Here is a 25,700-nt window from a genome sequence, read left to right as displayed (position 1 = left end):
GTTAAACAAATACAACTTATAGCTATATGAAGAATCTGGTTTTCAATTTAATTATAGGTTCGTACACTGAAGACGGTACCGATGGACTATATGTTTACAGGTTTGATGCAGAAAGCGGAAAACTATCGTTTTTAAATAAAACCGCTGTACCTGTTGAAAACCCAACTTACCTTTGCATATCAGCTAACAATCGCTTTGTTTATACTGTTAACGAGGTTGGAATAGAAAGCAGCGGCTACGTTAGTGCATTTTCTTTTGATGCTAATGATGGTACTTTACACCTGCTTAATACACAGCACACTGGCCCCGGCCCCTGCCATGTTACCATAGACGGGGCACATAAACACTTGTTTGTTGCAAACTATGAAGGAGGTAGCGTTTATGTTTTTCCTATAAATGAAGATGGTTCTCTTGCACCGGTAAAACAAATAATACAGGAACATGGCTCAGGCCCTAATCATGAACGCCAGGATAAATCACACGTTCACATTGCGCTTCTATCGGCCGATGAAGACCACTTGGTATATACCGATTTAGGTGCCGACAATATAAACATCCGCAATTACAACCCTTACAGTAATGATGATGTATTAGTTCCTGTTTCAGCACCTCTTGCAAAAGCGGAGCCTGGTGAAGGCCCCAGACATGTGGTATTCAGTCCGGACAATAAAAACCTTTACCTGGTAAATGAAATGAGCGGCAACGTTACCGCGTTCAAATATGACAACGGTACGCTTGAACAAATTCAAAAAAAAAGCATGTTACCTGATGGTTTTGACGGAGAAATTAGCGGTGGCGATATCAGAATTTGCCCTAACGGTCGTTTTGTCTACGCTAGTAACCGGGGAGATGCAAATGAAATTATCGTTTTTGAAAGAGATTTTGCAAGCGGTTTACTGACTTTTGTACAACGGCAGGATAGTGGTGGTAAAGAGCCTCGTAACCTTGCCATTGATCCTACCGGAGGCTTTTTGTTATCGGCCAATCAAAAAAGCAATAATATAGTTGTTTTTAAAATTAATGGCGAAAAGGGTGAACTTACTCCCGCCAGGGTGCAAGTTTCAATAAGAAGTCCAAGCTGTCTGAAGTTTTCACCTGTAGCGTAAGCTCAAATCCAGTATTTACTTAGTTCCTTACGTGATATAATGTGGTAGCGACTTTTGACACAGCAGGCACAGAAGAAGATTTTTACCGGAATAATATCTTCCAGCCACTTAAATATAAGTGGCGTATTTTTTTTATAATGATACGGACGCTTACACTTCGAACAACACAACTCCGGCTTTCTCATAATTTAAGGTTAGTAACATTATATATAACATTTTTGTTACAAAAAAATTGTATTTGACTATCAAATACTTACAACCCATGCTATTAACACTGTGCTTTCGTAACGCCGAGGGAGGACTAAACAGCACTCATGCGTAAACCATACCTCAACCAAGAATTTGCTACCTTGCAAATAATTAAAGCGTTTTCCTTATGAAAAAACTAATACTGATTTTGTGCTTACTACCTGGCTTACTTAGTGCACAAAGCAAAAACAAAGGACCTAAAATATTGGATTTACTTATTGGCACTTACACCACCGGAACCAACAGCGAAGGCATTTACGTTTATCGGTTTTACACAGAAACCGGTCATGTAGCGTATTTAAGCCGTACCGGTCAGGGTGTTGATAACCCATCGTACATTTGCGTTTCGAATGACAGGAAGTTTGTTTACGCAGTAAATGAAATTGGTGATGATCGCAAAGGCAGTGTAAGCTCTTTTACTTTCGACCCTAAGGTAGGCACGTTGAATTTAATTAATAAACAGGTATCGGGTGCGGGTCCGTGCTACATATCCGTTGATAAGGATCAGAAGCACGTATTTTCGGCTAATTACGCAGGTGGAAGCCTATATATTTACCCGGTTGCTGCTGATGGATCATTAGGTGCGGCCTCTCAAATTATACAAGACCCATCGAATGATCTTGGTCCGGATAAAAAACGCCAAGAAAAACCGCACGTGCACACGGCAGTACTATCTCCTGATGAGAAACATTTGTTATACACCAATCTCGGCAGCGATAAAATTCATGTTTATAAATATAAAGCCTCGCAACCACAACCGTTAAGCGAACCAGTATCGGTAAGCGTAACAGGTGGCGATGGCCCGCGCCATATTGATTTCAGCACCAACCGTAAATACATGTACGTTATTACCGAAATGGGGGCCCATGTATTTACTTACGAGTACAACAGTGGCAAACCAAAAATGCTGCAAAAAGTAAGTATGATGGAAGATGGCTCAACCAAAGAACCCGGAGGTGCAGATATCCACGTATCGCCCGACGGCTTGTTTCTTTACGCCAGCAACCGTGGTACAGCTAATGAAATTGTGGTATACCGCATTAATCAAGACAACGGCATGCTGAGCTTTGTGGAACGTCATAATACCGGCGGCAACCATCCCCGCAATTTTGTGATTGATCCTACGGGAAACTTCCTGCTGGTAGCTAATAAGAACAGCAATAACGTGGTTGTATTTAAAATTAACCGTAGTACCGGTCAGATCACTCAAACAGCTAATAAAATTGAGGTGGATAGCCCGAGTTGTTTAAAATTTGCCTCGATAGAGTAAGTCACGAAGCCATTTTATACTTTTCAATTTGAACTGTTCCAGTTCAAGACGCAAAAAAAAACGCCGGCTATTACTAACCGGCGTTTCCTTATTAAAAGAAAAAAACTATTTTATTGCTTGTTGAAGCTGTACACCACGTAACCGGTGCTGTTACCAATGGCTACAGGTGTTTTTAGCACCATGCTATTACCATCATTGCTGCTAACCATTAACTGGTAACCTTGCTGCACATTTTTGGCTTTATCACCTTCAAATATCTTTTTAAACTGGAACATTTGTCCGCTTGGTCCATTGTTGTTAATTGACCAGAAGATGGTTTGTGACACGCCGCTGGTTAAGGTATAAATACCGTTACCGCTATTGGTAAGTTTCCAGGTGCTGCCAACAAAAGCCGATGGTTTTGCTTCGTCAAACGCGCTTGAAACTGCGTTTTCAACCAAGCCTTCATAACTTACGTTATTTACTACCCAAGTGCCGGTAAACTTACCGCGGCCAACATTTTGAACGCCGGTTGCAGCGTTTTGAGTTGAACAAGCCGTTACAGCAAAACCTATTACCACGGCTGTTAAAACAATTTGAAGTATCTTTTTCATTGTAGTGTTTATTTGAACGTATAATAATACACACAACCGGCAACCTTGTTTTTGCCGGCCCTGAGCTTTATTACCAACAGACGTTTTAAAGGAGAAACGGTTTAATTAAAAGCGCTTACTGCTTTCGATTACTTCCATGTAAAAGTTTTCGTATTCAGGCAAAATGTTGGCCAAATCAAACTTACGTGCATGTTGCAGGGCATTTTCCTTGAACTGGGCAAGCCGGGCTTCATCTTGCAGCATGTAAACAGCACGCTCGGCCATACCATCAACATCACCTACATCGCGCAGGTAGCCGGTTACACCTTCCTCATTTAACTCGGGCAAACCACCGGCGTTACTGCTTATAACCGGTACACGGCAAGCCATAGCTTCCAGCGCAGCTAAACCAAAACTTTCTGACTGTGATGGCATCAGGAATAAGTCAGATACCGACATGATTTCTTCAACGGCATCCTGCTTACCTAAAAACCGCACGTTTTGACTTACGCCAAGTTCACGTGCCAGCTCTTCACATTCAGGGCGGTCTTGCCCATCGCCTACCATTAATAATTTTGATGGTATTTGTGCATTCACCTGTGCGAAAATCCTGATGACATCTGGCGTACGTTTTACCCTGCGGAAATTGGAGGTATGTACCAGTATTTTCTCGCCCTCAGGCGCTATTGCTTTTTTAAAGTGCTCCTTAGGCGAGTGACTGAAACGGCTCAGGTCAATAAAGTTGGTTATTACCTTAATATCCTTTTCTATTTCAAAAAACTTGTAAGTGTCCTGCTTAAGGTGCTCCGATACCGATGTTACGCCATCGCTTTGGTTAATGGAAAATGTTACCACTGGCTTATAGGTACGGTCATTACCCACCAGCGTAATATCAGTACCATGCAAGGTTGTTATTACCGGTATGTGGATGCCATAGGTTGCCAATATTTGCTTGGCCATAAAAGCTGCCGATGCATGCGGTATAGCATAATGCACGTGCAACACGTCCAACTTTTCAAACCGCACCACATCAACCAAACGGCTAGCCAGCGCCAGTTCATAAGGCGGATATTCAAACAGCGGGTACTTGCTTACAGCAACCTCGTGGTAAAATAAATTTTCGGAGAAAAAATCGAGCCTTACCGGCTGGTTATAGGTAACAAAGTGCACCTGATGACCGCGGTCGGCCAGGGCCTTGCCCAGTTCAGTTGCCACAACACCGCTACCGCCAAAGGTTGGATAGCAAACTATGCCAATTTTCATGAAGATGTTTTGATTAAGCGTTGAAATGAAGCCATACCATAACTCTCAACCTCTTGGTACCCGATAATTTGGTTTGATTTCATGCCCACAAGTTTAACAGCTATTTATGGCAAATGTGTTATGTATATGTAAACTTTACACAGCCTTACAATTGTTGTATAAAGCACAACAATACAACGCTAAACATCTATATTTACTTTACAACTTAAACCAAAAAAATCATGGGCTTATTTTCTGCCGAAGAACCTAAATCATACGAGATTGATAACAGGCAACTCATTTGCACTTTTTGCAAAAACACTACCTTTTATACCCGCCGCGAACAACTACACTCACCAACCCGCACATTCTTTAATGTAGAATGGACAGATAGTACAGCCATATGTTTTGTATGCAGCAACTGCGGTTTTATGCATTGGTTTATGCGATAGCCTTGAGCAAAGAATATCTAAAGTTGATGCAACAGGCAATACCATCAACGCTTAATGCACTACTGCATTCCCTTTTGTATGGCTTCATAAACCACATCCATAATGCGCGGCCTTATACGGCGACTGTTTAACAGCTGCGAATCTTTAGGATATACCCTGTTTGACAAAAACACATACACCAAACCCGACTTAGGATCAACCCAAACACACGTGCCAGTATAGCCTGTATGTCCGTATGTTTCTGAAGAAGCATAATTTGATGGATAGTGCTTGCTTACCTCAGGGTCCCAACGGTCAAAACCCAGCCCCCGGCGACTTACATTTGATTGCCTGGCAGTAAATTGTGCTACCGTTTCGGGTTTAAAGTATTGAGCCCCTCCGTAACTGCCGCCGTTAAGCACCATTTGGAATAAAATGGCCATATCATTTGCCGAAGCAAATAAACCGGCATGGCCAGACACTCCCCCAACCATTGCTGCACCCTGATCATGCACATAACCGGTCAACAGGTTGTGCCTGAAATAAGTATCGTTCTCGGTAGGTACTATTTGTTCTTTAGCAAAGCGATTACGTGGCAAAAAGCCGGCAGTTTGCATACCCAGCGGGTTGTAGAAATGAGTTTGCACATACTCGTTAAGCGGAGTGGCAGTTACTGTTTCTACAATTTCCTTCATAAAGTACATACTCAAGTCGCTGTACACGTACTTGCCACGGGTGCGTAATGCCGTGTTGAGCATTTGTGGCCACATCACATCCTTAAAATAATCTTTACGCATGTAATATCCATCAGTAACTTTAGTAGGATAAGCGGCAGATGAGTCGGAACTATGGTCGGTTGGCTTTATACGTTCATAAAAGGGTATATAGGGTATTAACCCGGCCTGATGTAGCATTAACTCGCGTACACTGATATTCTTTTTATTGGTATTGCGCGCCAAAGCAATATATGAGCTTACGGTAGAATCGAGGTTCAACTTGCCCTGCTCCACCAACTGCATAACCTCCATAGTAGTGGCCGAAATTTTGGTAACCGATGCAAGGTCAAATATGTCGGTGATTTTATCAGCCTGAGTGTTATCATACACATGATATCCGTAAGCCTTGTTTAAAATAACCTTTCCGTCTTTAGCTACCAGTACCACAAAACCCGGTGTTGCCCGATCACTGATAGCCTCGCGGGCAATATTATCAATAGGCAAAAGGTTTTCGCTTTTAATACCCACAGCTTCGGGTACGGTATATTGCAAACGTGTTTTGACAGTAGCAAAGCCTGAGCCTGCAACATACTTGGCAGACATTGTTTTCTGCATTTTTTGCGTAATTGCCACTCCTCCAAATATTGCCTGTGCAGTAAATGCAGCAGCCACCGGTGATATACGCGAACACCATAAAACCGGCGTAGTAACGGCGTTAAGCTTATCAAGCATAAGCCCGCTGCCAAAATAAGCTATTACAACTTTTTTAAGCTTATCGTTCATCGCAACAAACTCGAGCAAACGCGGGTTATTTAAATCACGATCAGTAACCTGTAAAATAACTGTATTGAAAAGCTTTAAATCATCGGTTAGCTTGCCTACAGCTAAGTAAGTAAGCCCATTAAACGGCTTAATAAGGGTATACTTGTTAAGCAGACTATCAAAAGATGTAGCATACTCATGATTAAAGCGCACACTTGCAATAGCAGATCTATCTAAATCTTTTAATGGAATCGCACCTTGCTCATTATTAAGCAACACGGTTGACTGTGCTGAAAGATTTTCTTCACTTAAATAAGCTGCACCTACAGGCATTGGCTGCACGGGCGGAACCTGCGCACATGCAGTATTCAGAACTACAAAACCACAAAAAAAGGCCGCAATAAAACTTAACTTATTTCTTCTCATACACTTTCTCGCCGTTCACGTAAGTTTTTAACACTTTAATATTTGGCAGGTCGGCTCCTTTTACTTTCATAATGTCTTTATCCAGTATTACAAAATCTGCGTACTTACCCACCTCTATGCTTCCCTTTTCAGTCTCTTCAAAATTTGATTTTGCTGCCCATATGGTCATGCCACGCAATGCTTGTGTACGGTTTAACGCATTTTCTTTTTGAAACCCTTGAGCAGGTAAACCCTTTAAATCCTTTCGCTCGGTTGCTGAATAAAACGTTAGAAGCGGATTGATATTTTCTACCGGAAAATCAGTCCCCAGCGGAATCCATCCGTTTTGTTGCAGCAGTTGTTTATAGGCATAAGCACCTTTTAAACGTTGCTGTCCAAGGCGCTCAGCGGCCCATCCCATATCTGATGTGGCATGCGTTGGCTGTACTGATGGTACAATATTATTTTCGGCAAAGTATTTAAAATCATCAGGAGCTATAACCTGGGCATGTTCTACACGCCAACGGCGGTCGTTTTTACCTTTTAAAGCCCCGGCATATATTTTTAATATCGTACGATTGGCCGAATCGCCTATGGCATGTGTACACATTTGAAACCCTTTGGCTGCTATACGCCCCGCAACATCTTCAAAGTGTTTTTGATTGCTAAGCAAAAAGCCTTTCCAGCCTTTACGGTCATTATAATCATGTAGCAAACAAGCACCACGCGATCCAAGTGCGCCATCAGCATACACCTTAAATGAGCGTACGTTGAGTCCGGGTGTTTTGTAAACGCCCCTTTTAAACAGGTAATTAATATTTGCTTCGTTGTCAGACAACATCACATACATGCGCATTTTCAACGCTTTTTTATGTTGCAACTCGGCAATAACGTTTACCATGGGGTAGTCCAGCCCGCAATCATCTACAGTAGTTAAACCAACGGCAAAGCAATTACGTTGAGCATCAAGCAAAGCCGCCTGCACTTGTGCCTCAACCGGATCAGGTATTTTGCGGGTAACTAAACCCACCGCATTATCAACCAAAATTCCGGTAAGCTTATTATCCACCGTCTCTAAGGTTCCGCCATCAATTTTTTGTCCGGGCTTAATGCCTGCAATATTAAGCGCGGCCTGGTTGGCAATGGCGGCATGCCCATCTACCCTGCTCAAAACAACAGGGCGTACAGGGTATAACGAGTCGAGCTTTGCTTTATTTGGAAATTGCTTTAACTGCCAATCATTCTGATCCCAGCCGCGGCCAATAATCCAGCCATCAGCATTACGCCCCGCATAAGTTTGAACCGAGTCTAAAACCTCATCCCAGCTTTTAGTGCCTTCAAGGTGAACTTCGTTCAAACTCATACCGTAACGGTAAAAGTGGGTATGGGCATCAATAAAACCAGGATACACTGCTTTACCGCCTGCATCAACCACTTCGCGTGCCAGGTAAATTTTCTCTAAACTATCGGCCTTGCCAACTGCTACAATTTTCCCGGCATTTACAACAAAAGCTTCGGTGGTTGTAAATACACTGTCAACAGTATAAACCGTTGCGTTTTTAACCAGCATATCGGCATTATAATCTTTCTTTTGCTGCTTACAGGCTATACCCAAAGGCAGCAGTAAAAGCAGAGCCAGCTTTTTATTCATAAGTATTGATTTAGCCCCTCCTTAACCCTTCCCCTGAAGCGGGAAGCCTATGCCATGTATCAACAATCTCCTACGTTAAAGGACACGGAAGGGGCAGTAGTTTTATTATATACAACGTTTCAAAGGTAAAGTTATGCCATCAAATATTTAATTTAGCCGATTGAAATTGAAGGGATTTTTTTGATGTCAGATATAATACAGCTTTTACCCGATTCGGTAGCCAACCAGATTGCAGCAGGTGAGGTAGTGCAGCGCCCGGCGTCGGCAGTGAAAGAGCTGGTGGAGAACGCAATAGACTCGGGGGCCGACAAAATACAGCTAATTTTAAAAGATGCAGGCAAAGCGCTTATACAAGTAATTGATAATGGTTGCGGTATGAGTGCCACAGATGCGCGCATGTGTTTTGAACGCCACGCCACTTCAAAAATACGCAAGGCCGAAGATTTATTTGCGATACGCACTATGGGTTTCAGGGGTGAAGCCATGGCCTCAATTGCCGCCATTGCACAGGTTGAAACCAAAACCCGTCGCCATGAGGATGAATTGGGCAACTGCATTATAATAGAAGGCTCAGAAGTAATAAGCCAGGAACCTTGTGCTACCGGCGCAGGTACGTCAACATCAATTAAAAACCTGTTTTACAATACGCCCGCCCGCCGTAACTTTTTAAAGAGTAACCCGGTTGAGCTGCGCCATATTATTGATGAATTTCAGCGTGTAGCATTGGCTCACCCGCAAATATTTTTCACCATGCACCACGACGGGCAGGAAGTTTACCACTTACCGGCCTCACAACTAAAACAGCGCATTGTACACCTGTTTGGTAATAATTATAACCAGCGCCTGGTGCCTGTTGAAGAAGATACTACCATTATTAACTTACGTGGTTTTGTAGGCAAGCCCGAGTTTGCGAAACGCACCCGTGGCGAACAGTTCTTTTTTGTAAATAACCGTTTCATTAAAGACAATTACCTTAACCACGCGGTAATGACTGCCTTTGAAGAATTGCTGCCCGAAGACACCTATCCGTTTTACGTGTTATTTATTGACATTGATCCGGCTAAAATTGATATCAATGTTCATCCTACCAAAACCGAAATTAAGTACCAGGATGAAAAGGCAATATACGCCATCATCCGGTCGGCGGTTAAACGGTCATTAGGCCGCTATAATATAACACCTACTTTAGATTTTGACCAGGAAAATAGTATTGAGCACCTGATAACGGCCAAACCACTGGAGCAAATAACTCCGCCAGGCATAACCTTTAATCCTAACTTTAATCCTTTCGATACCCCTGCAAAGGCAACGCCGTCTTCACGCGAAGGCAGTTATCAATCATCAAATAACCCTTACAGGGGAGGTATGCCCAATAACTGGGAAACGCTTTATGAAATAAGCAAACAACCAACTGAGCAGGCACAACAGGAAATATTGCTTGATGCCAGTTTTGAGGTTAATAACCAGGCAGTAAGTAAAAATAGCGAGCGCCAGCTATTTCAGATACATAACCGGTATATTCTGTCACAAATAAAATCGGGCTTTATGCTCATTAATCAGCAGGCGGCTCATGAGCGTATTTTATACGAGCGCTTTTTGCTGCAATTGCAAAACCACTCGGGCACCAGCCAGCAAAGCCTGTTTCCGCAAAGTGTTACCTTAAACGGCAGCGACTTCGCTTTACTCATGGAGCTGTTGCCTGATATTAAAGCCCTTGGCTTTGATATACGCGAATTTGGCAAAAACACCGTTGTTGTTGACGGCGTACCTGCTGACGTTAATCAATCAAGCGAGCATCAATTGCTTGAGCACTTGCTTGAAGGGTTTAAAAACAACATGGCTATATTGAAGTTAGATAAGCGCGACAACCTGGCACGTACGCTGGCCCGCAACGCAGCTACCAAAGCCGGCGTGCGTTTAACTTTAGAAGAAATGAACCTGCTGATTGACCAGCTCTTTGCATGCCAGATGCCTAATTCGGCGTTAAACGGCAAACCGGTAATCAGCACTTTTACAATGAACGAACTTGCTGAAAGGTTTGAAAAATAAATAATTGATATGTACAGGCAAAGCCCTTTTGGTGATATAACACCGGTTGTAAAAAACCTCCTGATCATTAACGTGATTTTTTTTATAGCTTCAAACGTTATACCCGTTTTAAACGAGATACTTGCTGCCTATTACCCGGCATCGCCCCTTTTTAAGCCATGGCAAATTATAAGCTATATGTTTATGCATGGCAACATATTCCATATATTTTCAAACATGCTGGGGCTTATTTTCATTGGGCCGATATTAGAGCAAACGTTTGGACAGAAGCGGTTTTTTAACTACTACTTTTTAACCGGCATTGGCGCGTTGGCCTTACAATTTGCAGTGCAGGCATACGAGGTGCACCAGATAACCGGCTCATTTGGTATTCCTGCCGACTACCAGCCTAAAGACATGTCTGAGTCACTTACCCTGCAGAGTATTTACGGCATAGGTATCGTTGGCGCGTCAGGTTCTATATTTGGTTTAATGATGGCAATTTTTTTACTTTACCCCAATTTAGAAGTATATTTATACCTCACGCCCATCAAAATCAAGTACTTTGTTCCGCTGTATCTTCTGCTTGAGGTATTCCAGGGATTAAGGCCAACTCCGGGCGATTCGGTTGCGCACTTTGCCCACATAGGTGGTGCGTTATTCGGATTCATTTTAATTAAATTGTGGGGATATAAAAACTCAAACAATTTTTATTAACTAACGTAAGTTATGTAAGTATAAAACAACATCTCTTCGGTTATGAACTCGCTCTGGCAAGATATTCGTATAAAGTTAACTCAATCAGGCAGCCGCATAAACCTGCTTATAGGTATTAACGTACTGGTATTTTTACTCATCAATATACCAAATGTGTTTTTGCACATGATGGGTAATGACATGGTTGCCTATTATGCCAACGAATACCTTGCCCTCCCTGCATCATTAAGCAAATTAGCAACCCGTTTTTGGACACCTGTTAGCTACATGTTCATGCACGACGGAATTTTCCACATTCTGTTTAACATGCTTTGGCTGTATTGGATGGGGCAAATTTTTGAAGAGTATTTGGGCAACAAACGCATTGTAAACCTTTACCTTATGGGTGGCCTCGTTGGCGCAGTATTCTTTGTGCTTTCATTTAACGTATTCCCCATATTTGCGGGTACCAATGCCGTAGTGGTGGGCGCATCAGCCAGTGTTACTGCCATTGTAATAGCAACCGCTACGTTACTGCCTAATTACACCATTTATATGATGTTTATCGGCCCTGTTAAATTAAAGTGGCTTGCCCTGTTTTTTGTGGTGGTTGACTTTTTGAGCATTGCCGGCCCTAACGCTGGTGGAGAAATTGCGCATTTAGGCGGTGCGCTTATGGGTTTCATTTATGTCAAACAGCTTAACCGCGGCAATGATTTAAACCGCTCGGTAAATCAAATTTTCAGCCAGCGGCCTAAAGTAAAGGTAGCTTCGGTAAACAGATCATATCAGCAACAAAGCTCCTCTATACCCCGCCAGGAAGAAATTGACCGTATACTTGATAAAATTTCGGCTACCGGCTATGACAGCCTGAATAAACAGGAAAGAGATGCACTGAGCCGCGCCAGCAAACATGAGGGCTAAACAGAAAAAAAGAAGGTTATTTTTTCTTGATAAGATATTTTTATGGCTAAGCATAGGCTTTGGCCTTGCATTGCTTGTTTGCTACCTTGCCCCGGTTACTGATCCGCGAACGTTTTGGCCTGTTGCCTTTTTTGGTTTAGGATATCTGCCCCTGCTGCTTGTAAATTTTTGTTTGTTGCTTTACTGGCTCATCAGGCGCAGCAGGTATATATTGGTACCGCTGTTATGCATTGGGCTGGGCTGGAATATACTGCGAGATAATGTTGGCTTGCGCACAAAAAAGCATCAAAATACAGGTAGCAATGCTATAAAGGTAATGACATACAATGCCCATAACTTTAAACCCTATGGGCAACAGGTAAATGACCCTGTTACCAAAAAGCGCATGCTACAACTAATAAGCGCCCAAAACCCTGATATTATAGGCATAGATGAGTTTTACACGCGCAGGCGAGGCGAATATGCCATTAAAGACTCCATGAAAAAGCTTATGCACTCTGATGAGTGCTATGTTGAACCGTTTAGCTTTAACACCGATCATGAAGCTATGGGGATGGCTATATTTTCAAAGTTCCCGGTTGTAAACAAAGGCATTATCATGCTTTCTACAAAGCCTAACAGCAGCAATCAATGCATTTTTGTTGACGTGAAGAAAGGTGACAAAACCTTCAGGTATTACAACGTTCACCTGCAATCTATAAGGTTTGACCCTGTTGACTATGAATACCTGAGCAGGGTTTCAAAAAAAGGAAAGCCCGATGTGAGCTCATCGCGCCGAATAGGCAGCAAACTTAAACGTGCTTTCATTAAACGTAGCGAACAGGTGTTTAAAATTAAGGCCCATGCAGCGCAATGCCCCTACCCTTATATTATAGCCGGAGATTTTAATGATACGCCTGCATCCTACGCAGTAGCCCAAATGACCAAAGGTTTGAAAAATACCTTTCGTGAAAAAGGCGTTGGCTTTGCACGTACCTATAACGGCTCGTTCCCTAATTTTCAGATTGATTATATACTGGTAAACAGCGGCTTTGACGTAGCTGATTATTACACCTTACGAAAGAAATTATCTGACCATTACCCGGTTTGCAGCACCCTTTTACTTAAATAACAGCCATTTTTTTGACTTTGCAATAGCTGTACATTGCAGCAAAAAATTACAAGCCTGAACTAAAAATTGTAAGTTTGCCATCATGAAACAAAATGTATTTGTTTACAATACGTTAACCCGCACTAAAGAAGAGTTTATACCGCTTGATGCTCCGTATGTGGGCATGTATGTTTGCGGCCCTACCGTTTACAGTGATGCACACTTGGGCAACGCCCGCACCTATATATCTTTTGATTTAATTTTCCGTTACCTTACTCATCTTGGCTACAAGGTTAGATATGTACGCAACATAACCGATGCCGGGCACCTTGAGGGCGATAGTGACGAGGGTGAAGATAAAATATCAAAAAAGGCAAAGTTATCGCAGCTTGAACCCATGGAAATTGTACAAAGGTATGCTACAGGTTTCCATGAGGTAATGCGCCAGTTTAACGTATTGCCGCCAAGTATTGAGCCAACAGCAACCGGCCATATTATTGAGCAAATTGAGTTGGTTAAAATTATGCTCGACAGGGGGTTTGCTTATGAAGTTGACGGCTCTGTTTATTTTGATGTTGAAAAGTATAACAGCACCCAAGATTACGGCGTACTAAGCGGCCGGCATCTTGAAGATTTGCTTAACAATACCCGTTCGCTTGGCGGTCAGGAGGAAAAACGTGGCAAGCTGGATTTTGCCCTATGGATTAAAGCAAAGCCCGAACACCTGATGAAGTGGCCGTCGCCATGGAGCCTTGGCTTCCCGGGCTGGCACCTGGAGTGCTCGGCCATGAGCCATAAATATTTAGGAGAGCAGTTTGATATACACGGTGGCGGGTTAGATTTAATACCTACACACCATACCAATGAGGTTGCGCAAAACATGGCATGCTATGGTAAAAATCCGGCTAAATACTGGGTACATACCAACATGCTTACTGTTAACGGGCAAAAGATGTCAAAATCATTAGGCAACAGTTTTTTACCGCATGAATTATTCAGTGGTGATAATAACATCCTCAACAAGGGCTACAGCCCTATGACGGTGCGTTTCTTTATGCTTCAGGCCCATTACCGTAGCACGCTTGACTTTAGCAATGATGCTATGGAGGCATCTGAGAAGGGCTTTAAGCGTTTAATGAACGCCTATACTTTGCTTGATGGTTTGAAACCATCTGCCGAAACAGAAATAGAGATACAGCCTTTGCTTACCCGTTGCTACGAAGCTTTAAACGATGATTTTAACAGCCCGGTGCTAATAGCTGAACTGTTTGAAGCATCGCGCATTATCAATTCGGTACACGATGGCAAGATGAAGATTAACGAAGCTAACCTTGTTGAGCTTAAAAATTTAATGAACACTTTTGTTAACGGCATTTTAGGCTTACAAAATGAACAGGCCGGCACTGATGAACTGCCTCAGCTTATGGAGTTTATTGTAGACTTACGCAGCCAGGCGAAATTAAACCGCGATTATGCAACATCAGACCGTATACGCGATGGATTACAGCAAATTGGCTTTCAGTTAAAAGACAGCAAGGAAGGCACCACCTGGAGCAAAATTTAATTTATTAAAAAATTTAAACACCTGATAAATATTATAACCATCAGTATAATTTGCAGGCGGGCACAAACAAATGGTTCACTTTTGTTTTTTGTACACACGCGATAGCAATATACCCGCATAATAAATTTACTGATTTTAAGTTATCATTCTAAACTACCGCAGCTACATCAGCTTGTTAAAGCATGCCGATTGGGTTGCATCAATCTAACTATGAACATGATTAAAGCTTTTTTAACTGTAGCTGCTGTAAGCATAAGCACCTCAATTTTTGCCCAAACCGCTACGGTACAAACTGTAATTAAAGCCGAAGAGGATTTTGCTAAACTTACTCTTAAGAAGGGAATTAAGGACGCATTTTTAACCGTAGCCGATCAGGAAGGGATTGTATTTAAGCCCGAGGCTGTTAAAATAACCGAATTTTACAGCAAAATTGACAAGCAGCCTGGCACACTTACCTGGACACCAAAGTTTGCCCGCATAGCAACAAACGGTGACCTTGCCGTTACTGCCGGCCCTTATGTTTATCAAAATGGCAAAACTGATGACGATAAGGTTTACGGCGATTACGTGTCTATATGGAAAATGGATGCTTCAACCAAAAAGCTTAAACTGTTTACCAATTTGGGTATACAGCATCCGCAAACAGATAAGGTTGAGCTAACCGATATTAAAGATCCGGCATCTGCCAGCAAGGTAGCACCCAGTACAGATCCGTTCAACCCTAAAAAAATCATCATTGATAATGATCGCCAGCTTAATCAGGCGTTGCGTATATCAACGGTGGGTGCATACAAAGAATTTTTTATGCCTGAGGGACACTATTACTTTCCGGGCTTTAACCCTATGGTTGGGTCAGATAAGGTATTACAGTTTTTTGCAAACCAAGCCATTGTTATATCAGGAGAAACTGTTGACGCAAACCGTTCAACCAGTAATGATTTAGCCTACAGTTACGGCAGAGCCCGTATTCAAAAGGGCAATATTGTAAGTAATTACAACTATGTACGCATTTGGCAACAGGACGAAAAACACCGCTGGAACATTCTACTGGAAATACTATCAGCAGTTGAAAACGAGTAAACCAAAATCCGATATTAAAGACCTGCCCAAACAAGGCAGGTTTTTTTATGCCTATTATTTAAAGTTTACATTTTGACGCACTAAGGCTATAAATTATGATTTGATTACTATATTACGGTAACTTAATTAATGCTATGAGCAATAATCCGCTAATTCAAATTCGTAATCTGTCAAAATCATACGGCTCAAAACTGGTTCTTAAAAACCTGTCGCTTGATATATGCCCTGGTCAGGTTATAGGCTATATTGGGCCTAACGGAGCTGGTAAATCAACAACTGTTAAAATACTCACAGGTTTGATTCCGGAGTTTGAGGGCGAAGTTTTGGTGAACGGTATAAGCATGCAAAGCAATCCTCAGGAAATTAAGAAGCTCATAGGTTACGTTCCTGAAAACGCAGAGCTTTATGAAGTGCTTACTCCAATGGAATATTTAGACTTTATTGGCAAGCTGTACAACATGGAAGATGAGCAGTTGTACTCGCGCGCCAGCAGGTTGCTAACTGCATTTGGTTTGGGCAACAATAAGGATGACCGTATGGATACCTTTTCGAAAGGCATGCGACAAAAAGTACTGCTTATTTCAGGCATCATACATAATCCTCAAATTATTATTCTGGATGAACCACTTTCGGGTTTAGATGCCAATGCAGTAATTATGATCAAAGAGTTAATTATGCGCTTATCACAAGAAGGCAAAACTATTTTTTACTGCTCGCATGTAATGGATGTAGTTGAAAAGGTATCAGACCGCATACTGTTAATTAATAAAGGCGAAATTATTGCCGACGGAACCTTCGAATCATTAAAGCAAAACCACGCCGACACGCTTGAAAGGGTATTTGCAAAACTTACAGGGCGAGACGAGTCAGACAATGAAACAGATGCCATTATAAACGCCTTTAATTAATAAGCCGCCGTTGATATGAATAAATTGCTGCTTAAAATGGTTGGTCCGCTTATGCCCATGCTGCAACGTACGGGTGTGGATACCTATCAGCTTCACCACATACTAAGGGTAAAGCTACTGATGGACGACCGCCGGCCCAATAATACATTTGCACACACGCGTAAAGCCTCGGCTAACGGCAAAACTACAAACCCATGGGCGATATCATTATTTACCGTGCTTATGGGCCTCTTCATAGGTGCATTTCTGGTTATGTTTGATGCACCGTTTATTGGTCACACTATATACTTCAGCATCTTTATGGTGCTTATATCGCTAACCCTCATTACTGATTTTACCACGGTGCTGTTTGACGTTCGCGAACAATTTATTATTCTGCCACGCCCCGTTAATGATCGCACCCTGGCAGTTGCGCGTATAATGCACATAAGTTTGTACGTTTTTAGGTTAGCCTTTTTGCAAGGCCTGGCCGGAATGGTGATTGTAGGTTACACTGATGGCATACTTGCCGTTCCTGTATTTTTAGTGCAGCTTGTAATGGCTACGTTTTTAAGCATTTTGTTTGTAAACATTGTTTACCTGCTGCTAATGAAGTCAGTATCGCCTCAACGGTTTAAAGACATCATCAGCTACTTTCAAATTGGCTTATCTGTTTTTATTTTTGCTGCTTACCAAATACTGCCACGTGTAATTAATGCAAGCGCTTTAGCAAAAATTGAGTTGCTGAGCCAGTGGTGGGCATACCTGCTTCCGCCGGTTTGGATTGCAGCATTAAATGAAGTTTTGATGCATCCCGGCCGGTCAAATATCTTCACCAGTTTAATGGCCATTATTGGCATTACCTTACCGATTGCTGGCTTATGGTTGGTGGCCAAAGTATTAGCTCCCGGCTTTAACAAGCGTCTTGCCGTAGTTTCAACTTCTGACGCCAATACAGAAGCCAAACCCATTGCTGACAAAGCTGTAAAAAAGGGCAGGTTTAACATTGTTGACAAGTTGGCTAATATTATTGCTCGCGATCCTGTTGAAAATGCAGGCTTCAAAATAACCTGGAAATTAGCGGCCCGTATACGTGAGTTCAAGATTAAAGTATATCCGGCGTTTGGCTACGTCCCGGTGTACTTTGTATTTTTTATGCTCAACCGCCAGGGCAGCCTTAATAACCGCATGGAAGATGTACAATCAGGCTATAGTTACATAGCACTCATTTACATGAGCACATTTGTTTTATCGGCAGTATTGCAGCACATATCCTATTCTGAAAAGTTTAAGCCGGCCTGGGTATATTATGCGCTTCCTATAGACAAGCCGGGTAAAATTCTTTCGGGAATGTATAAAGCCGTAATCAGTCTTTATTATTTGCCGTACTGTGCTGTGTTAGGTATTGTTAGTATTGTGGTATGGGGACCTGATGTAATAAACGATGTTATTTTAGCTACACTGGCCGGAATGAATTACGGCATATTTATGGCGCTGTTTATGGTAAAAGGGCTACCATTTTCAAAACCTGTATTAGTTAAACAATCGGGCGGACGTGTTATTATCTCTTTACTAATAACTTTTTTTATCGGCGCCGTTGGCTTTGGGCATTACATGCTGGTAAAAATGAAGTGGAATACTGCGGTTAGCATACTTATTGTACCGGCGTTCTTGCTCTATTTACTCATGATGTATTACTATAAACGTCAGAGTTGGGAAAGCATCGAACAGGAGGAGTTTTAAAACCTAATTAAACACCCGTCACTTCAACGAAATAATTGAAACCACGAAAGACCTTCAATAATTTAATACTATTATTTTTTAATAAATAATTAAAACCTAACCATTTGCCGTGTGTTGAATACTTACTTAAAAGAATCTACACTATGGCAACTACAAAATCAAAAAAACAACCGGAGAATACCGAAAACGTTGAAGAGTCGGCATTAAAAGAATTATTTGTTGATGAGTTAAAAGACATTTACTGGGCTGAAAAACATTTGTCAAAAGCACTGGTAAAACTGGCTAAGGCAGCAACATCAGAAGAGTTGCGTTCAGCATTAGAAACTCACAAAGAAGAAACCGATAATCAGGTATCACGCCTTGAGCAGGTATTTGAAATAATTGGCGAAAAAGCATCAGCTAAAAAATGTGATGCGATGGAAGGCCTAATCAAAGAATCTGAAAGCATTGTAGGTGATACTGAAGACGGATCAATTACCCGTGATGCCGGTATTATTTCAGCAGCACAAAAATCAGAACATTATGAAATTGCATCATATGGTACATTACGTACCCTTGCCAACACACTGGGCTTCGGTGATGCAGCGCAATTGTTAGAGGAAACTTTGGCCGAAGAGAAAAAAACTGATGAGATGTTGACTCAACTGGCCGAAAATATGATTAACGCTACAGCCAAAACTGAAAAAGCATAATCAAATAGTCAATTATAAAAAAGGCATCAATGTGCTAACTTAACAGTTGCATATTGATGCCTTTTTAGTTTTATATAAGCTTTAAACAGCTTAGGCCTTCTTTACTTCGTCTGTTTGCAACGCATGCATAGCCATCATTTCTTTCATGGTTTTTTGCATGTTCTCTGCCGATCCGTCAAGGAATATGACGTTGCCTTTTGAGTTTTCGCTAAAATGCTTGATAGCTTCCGTCCACATGGTAAATAAAATAACCGACGTATCCATGTTGGCCTGATGCATTTCTTTTGCAGCTACCGACATACCCTTGGCTACCTCTTCTCTGAACAATGCCACTCCCTGTCCGCGCAATTGCGACGCTTGCCTGTCGGCTTCGGCAGCAATTTTTATGGCGTTACCTTCGGCTTCCGCAGCTTTAGTTTTGGTAATTAACAAAGCCTGACCTTCGTTTTCAGCGGCTGCCTTCAGGTTGTTAGATGCCACAACCTGACTCATTGATTTCATAATGATATCATCAAAGGTAATATCGTTAAGCTGCAGGTCTTGCAGGTGGTAGCCCCATCCTTCTAATATATTGTCAATCTGCTCTTTAACATGTTCTACAATTTCGCGGCGCAGAATAAGAACGTCACTTTGCCTTTTTGTAGCAACGTAAGCACGTATCGAACCTTCAACCGTGCGCACCAAGGCTTGCATCAGGTTACGCTCGTCAACAAATTTAAAGGCAACCGCTTTTATCGCTTCTTCGCTCTGGTCAAACACCGAATACAGTATCATGGCTTTGAAGTATACATTAGCCTGATCAACGGTTACAGCCTGAAATTCTAACTCCACCGAGCGATTTTGAATTGAGATGCGCGAGTACAACACCTCAATCAACGGAATTTTCCAATTAAGGCCAGGTAGTAGAATACGCCGGTATTTTCCAAAAATGGTAACCACACCTACAGTACCTTGTTTTATGGTAACAAAGGATGTAAATATTACTACAACTAAAATTAATACAATAATCCAAACGGCAATCATAAATTGGTGTTATAAGGTAACGAATATAGAGAAATGATTATTAATGCATTGTATTCTGTTTAACCAAATTTATTACATATGAACTTAAAGCGTACTTTCGGCGCCATACTCACGGTACTGGGTATTATTGGCCTAATTTATACCGGCATTGGTATAATTCAAAAAACATCATCAGTTACCACACTGGTTGTAACCGGCATTATTGCAGTCATATTTTTCTTCGCAGGCATTGGCCTGGTGAAGAATACGAAAGATACCGACTAACATTGGTTTATCTTTAGCAATAAGCATTAAACAAACACAAAAACGTAAAACGAAAAAAGCTCCTGCTTAAAACAGGAGCTTTTATTATGCAACTAAGTGTTGACAATATATATTAGTTATTTTGAGGGGCATCTGCAAGTAACCGGCCGCCTTTAAAATAGTAGCGGGTCCAGTACGGATCAGCAAGATAACTGATCATTACACCTTTACTGGTTGAGGCGTGGGCAAATTTACCGTTGCCGATATAAACACCAACGTGAGTAATTGAGCGGCTGTGTATTTTAAAGAAAACCAAATCGCCTTCCTTTAAATCAGTTTTACCAACAGGATTAACCATGCTGAAAATGTTACGGCTGTTATTACCTATGGCAGTGTTAAACACTTTGGTGTAAAGCTGGTAAGCAAATCCAGAGCAATCAATACCACGTTTGGTATCGCCACCTAAGTGGTAAGGGGTACCAATCCAGTCGTAAACAAATTGAAATAATTTCACATTTGAGGTGGCCGACATTGCCACACCCATAATTTGCGAAAAGTAATCTTTTGCTAAACTCTTATCTTCATCGGTTTCTTCAACCTGCTGATTTGGAACACTTTTTGTTTGCGCGCTCGACGCTAAAACACTAAAACACAGAGCGAAAGCCAGGAACAATTTCTTCATTTAATCAACAATAATTAGGGGTATCTGATCTATATGTTTATTAAAATGGACATCAATGTCTACTGTTGTCTACAAAGTTATATAATCCTTTTAATTATGCAAATCCTGAAAACAAATTATTTTAAAATTAATTTTTATACGGATTAAGTTAATCAGAGGTTACTATTGCGGGCCGCAAGATAAAATATTTTTAATATAGGCCTCCCAAAATCTGTTTTTTTCAAGGATATAATTAGATTTGCGAATCCTAAAACAGAAAGATTGTTTAATAAATGAGTTCAATCGAAATAACTAAAGACACCTACCTGAAGTGGTACGAGTTGATGCTGTTGATGAGACGGTTTGAAGAAAAAACCGGCCAGTTATACGGACAGCAAAAGATCAGAGGATTTTGTCACTTATACATCGGGCAGGAGGCTGTTTTAGCCGGAGCCGTTTCAGCATTACGTCATGAAGATAGTATGATTACTACTTACCGTGATCACGCGCATGCTTTAGCTAAAGGCACTTCTCCAAAAGCTATTATGGCCGAAATGTATGGTAAAGCTACCGGCTGTTCAAAAGGCAAAGGTGGCTCTATGCACATGTTCGACAAAGAGAACCATTTTTACGGTGGACATGGTATTGTAGGCGGTCAAATTCCGTTAGGTGCCGGTATTGCTTTTGCCGAAAAATATAAAGGTACTGAGTTTGTTAACGTTTGCTACATGGGCGATGGCGCTGTACGCCAGGGTGCCCTGGGCGAAACCTTTAACATGGCCGCACTATGGAAATTGCCGGTAATTTTTGTTTGCGAAAACAATGGCTACGCAATGGGTACATCAGTTGCTCGTACCACTGCCGATGTTGATATTTATAAATTAGGATTACCTTACGGCATACCATCATCAGCGGTTGACGGTATGGACCCGGTTGCTGTACACAACGCAATGGATGAGGCTGCTCAGCGTGCCCGTGCCGGCGAAGGACCAACTTTCCTGGAGATGCGTACCTACCGTTATAAAGGTCACTCTATGTCCGATCCTCAAAAATATCGTACTAAAGAAGAAGTTGAAAGCTACAAAGCCAAAGACCCTATCGAGATTGTAAAACAAGAGATAGAGAAAAATGGTTATGCTGATGAAAAATGGTTTGAAGAAGTTGCGGCTCGCATAAAGGCTGAAATTGAAGAGGCTGTTAAATTTGCCGAGGAGTCACCATGGCCTGAGGCATCTGAGCTTTATACTGATGTGTATGTTCAGAGCGACTACCCTTACATCCGCGACTAATACTATTACTAACAATATTTAACCAAACTATTCATCAACACTATGGCTGAAGTAGTTAAAATGCCCAAAATGAGCGATACTATGACCGAAGGGGTCATCGCTAAATGGCATAAAAAAGTTGGCGACAAGGTAAAATCAGGCGATTTATTAGCCGAGGTTGAAACCGATAAAGCCACAATGGATTTTGAATCGTACCAGGAAGGCACCCTGCTTTACATTGGTGTAGAGGAAGGTAGTGCTGTACCGGTTGATGCTGTAATTGCCGTTATTGGTGATGAAGGTGAAGATTATAAACCACTTTTAGAAGGTGGTGACGCTGCGGCGAAAGAAGAAAAACCAGCCGAAGACAAGAAAGCCGATGCTCCTAAGGAAGAAAAACCTAAAGAGGAAAAAGCTGAGGAAGCGGTTGACACATCTAACATTAAAGCTGCTGTTATTCGTATGCCGCTGTTAAGCGACACCATGACCGAAGGAACCATTAACAAATGGAACTTTAAAGTGGGCGATAAAGTAAAGGCTGATGATTCATTAGCTGACGTAGATACCGACAAAGCTACCATGGAAGTGGTTGGCTACGAAGAAGGTACCCTGCTTTACATTGGCGTTGAAGAAGGCGCCGCTGCTAAAGTGAATGATATTATTGCCATTGTTGGCGAAGAAGGTACCGACATTCAGCCTTTGTTAAAAGGCGGATCAGGCGCACCAGCTGCTAAAAGCGATGATAAAGGTGAAGCTAAAGAAGAGAAATCTGCTGAGGCTGCTCCTGAAAAATCAGAATCAACATCTGATGATAGCCGCGTAAAAGCATCCCCGCTTGCCCGTAAAATGGCAAAAGATAAAGGCATTAACTTAAATGAAGTTAAAGGCACTGCTGAAAACGGCCGTATAGTTAAAAAAGACATTGAAGGCTTTACGCCATCAACCAAAGAGGTTACACAAAAAGCTGCGGCTGAAGAAGCTGCAATAAGTGCAAACGCTAAGGAAGGTGCAGCAAAAGCTGGTCCAACTATTACCTTAGCTCCTTTTATTGGCGAAGAGAAATACACCGAGAAACCGGTTACTCAAATGCGCAAGGTGATTGCCAAACGTTTATCTGAGAGCTTGTTTACCGCGCCTCACTTCTTTGTTACCGTTTCTATCGATATGGATTCGGCAATGGAAGCCCGCACTAAAATGAACGAGGTATCGCCAATAAAAATTTCATTTAATGATATGGTGGTTAAAGCTTGTGCTGCTGCGTTAAAACAGCACCCGGCTATAAACTCATCATGGTTGGGTGATAAGATACGCTTTAACGAGCACGTTAACATTGGTATTGCTGTTGCTGTAGACGAAGGTCTTTTAGTACCTGTTGTACGCTTTGCTGATGGTAAATCATTAAGCCGTATTAGTGCCGAGGTTAAGGAATTTGCTAAAAAAGCAAAAGACAAAAAACTTCAGCCATCTGATTGGGAAGGTTCAACCTTCACCATTTCTAACTTAGGTATGTTTGGTGTTGATGAATTTACTGCAATCATTAACTCTCCTGACTCATGTATACTTGCTGTTGCAGGTATACAACAAGTGCCTGTAGTTAAAAACGGTGCTGTTGTACCGGGCAATGTTATGAAAGTTACTTTGAGCGCTGATCACCGTACGGTTGATGGTGCTACTGCTGCAGCTTTCTTAAACACTGTAAAATCTTTACTGGAAGAACCTGTAAGATTACTAATATAACCATACAAGCTCTTAATACTGAAAGCCCTTTGGTGAAAACCAAGGGGCTTTTATCTTTAACCAACCAATTATAAGAGTTATGAAAAAAGCATGGCTCCTTTTTTTAATGTTGCTAACGGCTGCCCTGCTTGCGCAAGCTCAAACTAAGCGGAGTAAGCTCAAGAAGCTTTTGGAGCGCAACATTGCTTGCAATATGGAAGGGCGCACCATTTCGCTTTCTGACACCGCATTATATGCGCAAAGCCGCAATGTATCATACAGCTACTCATACGTATATCCTAAAAATTTCCGCGAGAGTTGGCCTAAAGAGGAAGTGGTGAGCGAAGTAAGGCAAAACAATGATCCTTATATTGACACGGTTACCTACACCAGCCAGGACAAGAAAGCTGTATTTAAAATTTATGCCGGGAATGTAGTTGTTTTACCATCGGGCAGGGTACGCAAAATAGGCATAGCAGATGTGATGAAGATTGACCAGTTCGCCAACGACCATATCGCCAATATTAAAAAAGGCAAGGATAAAGAGTTAGGACCGGCAAAAATTCAACACATATGTAAAGGTGTAAAAGGCTATAACTACACCATATGTGTGAAAGCCAATAAGGGCGATGAACAACTTTTATATAAAATAATAATGGTTGAAATGCCCGTATCGGGCGACTTAATATTCTCCCACTTTTTATACCGCTATCCTACTATAGATAAAGATAAGTACGAAGCATTAGGCATAAGTCTGGCCCGCGAATTTAAAGCCGACGAATAGTACCGCACTAACAACCAGTGATAGTATGCGTGCCGGCATGCTTAAATAGCTTACCTATCTCAGCCGGTTTTGACAGGTATAGCGTAATTGACATTACATTTTCGCTGCCCGATGTATCCACCAACAAGTCGGGAACGGAATCACCGTCAACGTCACCTACAAACAGAATAGTACAACCGTAGTCGGGCTTACTATGTGCAACTAATAAATCATTATAGCTTATTCCGCTTTTTACAACGGAGCAATGTAGCCGGTAACTAGTAAAAGGATATACGGCGTTTGCCTTCAAAGCCTTTTTACCGCCTGCAGCAAGCGTATAATCAACATCATTATACTGATACTTTTGCACCTGCCCCGATATCATTTCTCCCGCGGTTGGCAGCAATCGTTCAACCGTATGGGTTGACAGCGTGTAGCCCGATAACAGAAAGAAACAGGTATCTTTAACATCAGTAGTTACCTCCCAGCCTGTTTTAGCTACGCCTTCATCAACCATATCATCCTTAACCTGCTTTATTTTAATTTGTGCCGGAGAGATAAAATATCTGCCGTGTTTACTTTTAAAAAGCCCGTACCACGTTAATGTTTCTGAACCGGCGGCAACCTCATCATGATGAAAAGTACCCGTTGTTAATAATTTAAACTTGCCTTGCGCATCATCCGGAAGCTCTTTGGTTACAGTATCGTTCTCGCTTTGTTTAGTCACCAAACCAGAACCCGCCAACTTTATTGCCGGTTCTTGTTTGTTTCGGGGCCTACAGCCTACGTAGGATGCTACAATAACAGCTGAAATAATTAACGGCAGTACACGCATGTTTTTTTCTGTTAAGCCAAAGTAACCTTTATTTATCATATAGCTAAAAAGAAAAACGCAGTCCGGCTCGCCCGGGCTGCGTC

The 25,700-nt window shown here is 41.8% G+C and carries 23 protein-coding genes; 16 read left to right on the top strand and 7 right to left on the bottom strand.

What is annotated here, in order from left to right; genetic code table 11:
- Positions 1–26 precede the first annotated feature (26 nt).
- A complete protein-coding gene (locus tag QZ407_RS02230; protein ID WP_295767430.1) occupies positions 27–1,106 on the top strand; it encodes a lactonase family protein in 1,080 nt (359 codons plus the stop codon).
- Between the two features lie 376 nt (positions 1,107–1,482).
- Positions 1,483–2,625: a lactonase family protein gene (locus QZ407_RS02225; RefSeq protein ID WP_295767429.1), complete on the top strand. Its 1,143-nt coding sequence runs from the start codon at positions 1,483–1,485 to the stop codon at positions 2,623–2,625.
- A gap of 110 nt (positions 2,626–2,735) precedes the next feature.
- Here QZ407_RS02225 and QZ407_RS02220 read toward each other — a convergent pair whose 3' ends face one another.
- Both QZ407_RS02220 and bshA read right to left on the bottom strand, forming a co-directional pair.
- On the bottom strand, positions 2,736–3,218 hold the full coding sequence (locus tag QZ407_RS02220; RefSeq protein WP_157540594.1) for a hypothetical protein: 483 nt from the start codon (positions 3,216–3,218) through the stop codon (positions 2,736–2,738).
- 105 nt (positions 3,219–3,323) lie between these two features.
- A complete protein-coding gene (gene bshA, locus QZ407_RS02215) occupies positions 3,324–4,460 on the bottom strand; it encodes an N-acetyl-alpha-D-glucosaminyl L-malate synthase BshA (protein ID WP_295767428.1) in 1,137 nt (378 codons plus the stop codon).
- A 221-nt stretch (positions 4,461–4,681) separates the two neighbouring features.
- On the opposite strand from bshA, the gene QZ407_RS02210 reads away from it, so the two are divergent.
- Positions 4,682–4,891 carry a hypothetical protein gene (locus QZ407_RS02210; RefSeq protein ID WP_295767427.1) on the top strand — a complete coding sequence of 70 codons (210 nt, stop codon included), beginning with the start codon at positions 4,682–4,684 and terminating at the stop codon, positions 4,889–4,891.
- A 59-nt stretch (positions 4,892–4,950) separates the two neighbouring features.
- Here the strand turns inward: QZ407_RS02210 and QZ407_RS02205 are convergent, their stop codons facing one another.
- Complete coding sequence (locus tag QZ407_RS02205; RefSeq protein ID WP_295767426.1) at positions 4,951–6,774, bottom strand: serine hydrolase; 1,824 nt, start codon at positions 6,772–6,774, stop codon at positions 4,951–4,953.
- Positions 6,761–8,404, bottom strand: coding sequence for an amidohydrolase family protein (locus tag QZ407_RS02200; RefSeq protein WP_295767425.1), 1,644 nt, complete (start codon positions 8,402–8,404; stop codon positions 6,761–6,763). Before QZ407_RS02200 ends, QZ407_RS02205 begins: the two co-directional genes overlap by 14 nt.
- 183 nt (positions 8,405–8,587) lie before the next feature.
- On the opposite strand from QZ407_RS02200, the gene mutL reads away from it, so the two are divergent.
- The 9 genes from mutL to QZ407_RS02155 all read left to right on the top strand — a co-directional run bounded on the left by mutL (position 8,588) and on the right by QZ407_RS02155 (position 19,108).
- Positions 8,588–10,453, top strand: a complete 1,866-nt coding sequence (mutL, locus tag QZ407_RS02195; protein WP_295767424.1) for a DNA mismatch repair endonuclease MutL — start codon at positions 8,588–8,590, stop codon at positions 10,451–10,453.
- A gap of 9 nt (positions 10,454–10,462) precedes the next feature.
- Positions 10,463–11,149 (top strand): rhomboid family intramembrane serine protease, encoded by a 687-nt coding sequence (locus QZ407_RS02190; protein ID WP_295767423.1) that lies wholly within the window; start codon positions 10,463–10,465, stop codon positions 11,147–11,149.
- A 42-nt stretch (positions 11,150–11,191) separates the two neighbouring features.
- Complete coding sequence (locus QZ407_RS02185) at positions 11,192–12,052, top strand: rhomboid family intramembrane serine protease (RefSeq protein ID WP_295767422.1); 861 nt, start codon at positions 11,192–11,194, stop codon at positions 12,050–12,052.
- Entirely contained in the window at positions 12,042–13,163 is a 1,122-nt protein-coding gene (locus QZ407_RS02180; RefSeq protein WP_295767421.1) for an endonuclease/exonuclease/phosphatase family protein, read from the top strand. Before QZ407_RS02185 ends, QZ407_RS02180 begins: the two co-directional genes overlap by 11 nt.
- Before the next feature lie 82 nt (positions 13,164–13,245).
- Complete coding sequence (gene cysS, locus QZ407_RS02175; protein WP_295767420.1) at positions 13,246–14,706, top strand: cysteine--tRNA ligase; 1,461 nt, start codon at positions 13,246–13,248, stop codon at positions 14,704–14,706.
- A gap of 210 nt (positions 14,707–14,916) precedes the next feature.
- Positions 14,917–15,786, top strand: coding sequence for a DUF4440 domain-containing protein (locus tag QZ407_RS02170; protein ID WP_295767419.1), 870 nt, complete (start codon positions 14,917–14,919; stop codon positions 15,784–15,786).
- Between the two features lie 134 nt (positions 15,787–15,920).
- Entirely contained in the window at positions 15,921–16,694 is a 774-nt protein-coding gene (locus QZ407_RS02165) for an ABC transporter ATP-binding protein (RefSeq protein ID WP_295767418.1), read from the top strand.
- A gap of 15 nt (positions 16,695–16,709) precedes the next feature.
- A complete protein-coding gene (locus QZ407_RS02160) occupies positions 16,710–18,416 on the top strand; it encodes a hypothetical protein (protein ID WP_295767417.1) in 1,707 nt (568 codons plus the stop codon).
- Positions 18,417–18,559: 143 nt separating this feature from the next.
- Positions 18,560–19,108, top strand: coding sequence for a ferritin-like domain-containing protein (locus QZ407_RS02155; RefSeq protein ID WP_295767416.1), 549 nt, complete (start codon positions 18,560–18,562; stop codon positions 19,106–19,108).
- A 90-nt stretch (positions 19,109–19,198) separates the two neighbouring features.
- Here QZ407_RS02155 and QZ407_RS02150 read toward each other — a convergent pair whose 3' ends face one another.
- The gene (locus QZ407_RS02150; protein WP_295767415.1) at positions 19,199–20,131 is read right to left on the bottom strand and encodes an SPFH domain-containing protein; all 933 of its coding nucleotides are present in this window, start codon (positions 20,129–20,131) and stop codon (positions 19,199–19,201) included.
- A gap of 78 nt (positions 20,132–20,209) precedes the next feature.
- On the opposite strand from QZ407_RS02150, the gene QZ407_RS02145 reads away from it, so the two are divergent.
- Entirely contained in the window at positions 20,210–20,395 is a 186-nt protein-coding gene (locus tag QZ407_RS02145; RefSeq protein ID WP_295767414.1) for a hypothetical protein, read from the top strand.
- Positions 20,396–20,507: 112 nt separating this feature from the next.
- On the opposite strand, the gene QZ407_RS02140 is transcribed toward QZ407_RS02145, so the two are convergent.
- On the bottom strand, positions 20,508–21,056 hold the full coding sequence (locus tag QZ407_RS02140) for an NlpC/P60 family protein (protein WP_295767413.1): 549 nt from the start codon (positions 21,054–21,056) through the stop codon (positions 20,508–20,510).
- Between the two features lie 272 nt (positions 21,057–21,328).
- Here QZ407_RS02140 and pdhA point away from each other — a divergent pair, with 272 nt between their 5' ends.
- The 3 genes from pdhA (at position 21,329) to QZ407_RS02125 (ending at position 24,803) form a co-directional block, all read left to right on the top strand.
- On the top strand, positions 21,329–22,324 hold the full coding sequence (pdhA, locus tag QZ407_RS02135; protein ID WP_157540577.1) for a pyruvate dehydrogenase (acetyl-transferring) E1 component subunit alpha: 996 nt from the start codon (positions 21,329–21,331) through the stop codon (positions 22,322–22,324).
- A gap of 42 nt (positions 22,325–22,366) precedes the next feature.
- Positions 22,367–24,040, top strand: coding sequence for a pyruvate dehydrogenase complex dihydrolipoamide acetyltransferase (locus QZ407_RS02130; protein ID WP_295767412.1), 1,674 nt, complete (start codon positions 22,367–22,369; stop codon positions 24,038–24,040).
- A gap of 79 nt (positions 24,041–24,119) precedes the next feature.
- On the top strand, positions 24,120–24,803 hold the full coding sequence (locus QZ407_RS02125; RefSeq protein ID WP_295767411.1) for a hypothetical protein: 684 nt from the start codon (positions 24,120–24,122) through the stop codon (positions 24,801–24,803).
- A gap of 7 nt (positions 24,804–24,810) precedes the next feature.
- Here QZ407_RS02125 and QZ407_RS02120 read toward each other — a convergent pair whose 3' ends face one another.
- A complete protein-coding gene (locus QZ407_RS02120) occupies positions 24,811–25,656 on the bottom strand; it encodes a hypothetical protein (RefSeq protein ID WP_295767410.1) in 846 nt (281 codons plus the stop codon).
- Positions 25,657–25,700 lie beyond the last annotated feature (44 nt).

The organism is uncultured Mucilaginibacter sp., assembly GCF_913773635.1.
Classification (GTDB): Bacteria; Bacteroidota; Bacteroidia; order Sphingobacteriales; family Sphingobacteriaceae; genus Mucilaginibacter.
Note: the sequence above shows the minus strand (reverse complement) of the source record. Positions and strands in the feature narration are given on the sequence as shown.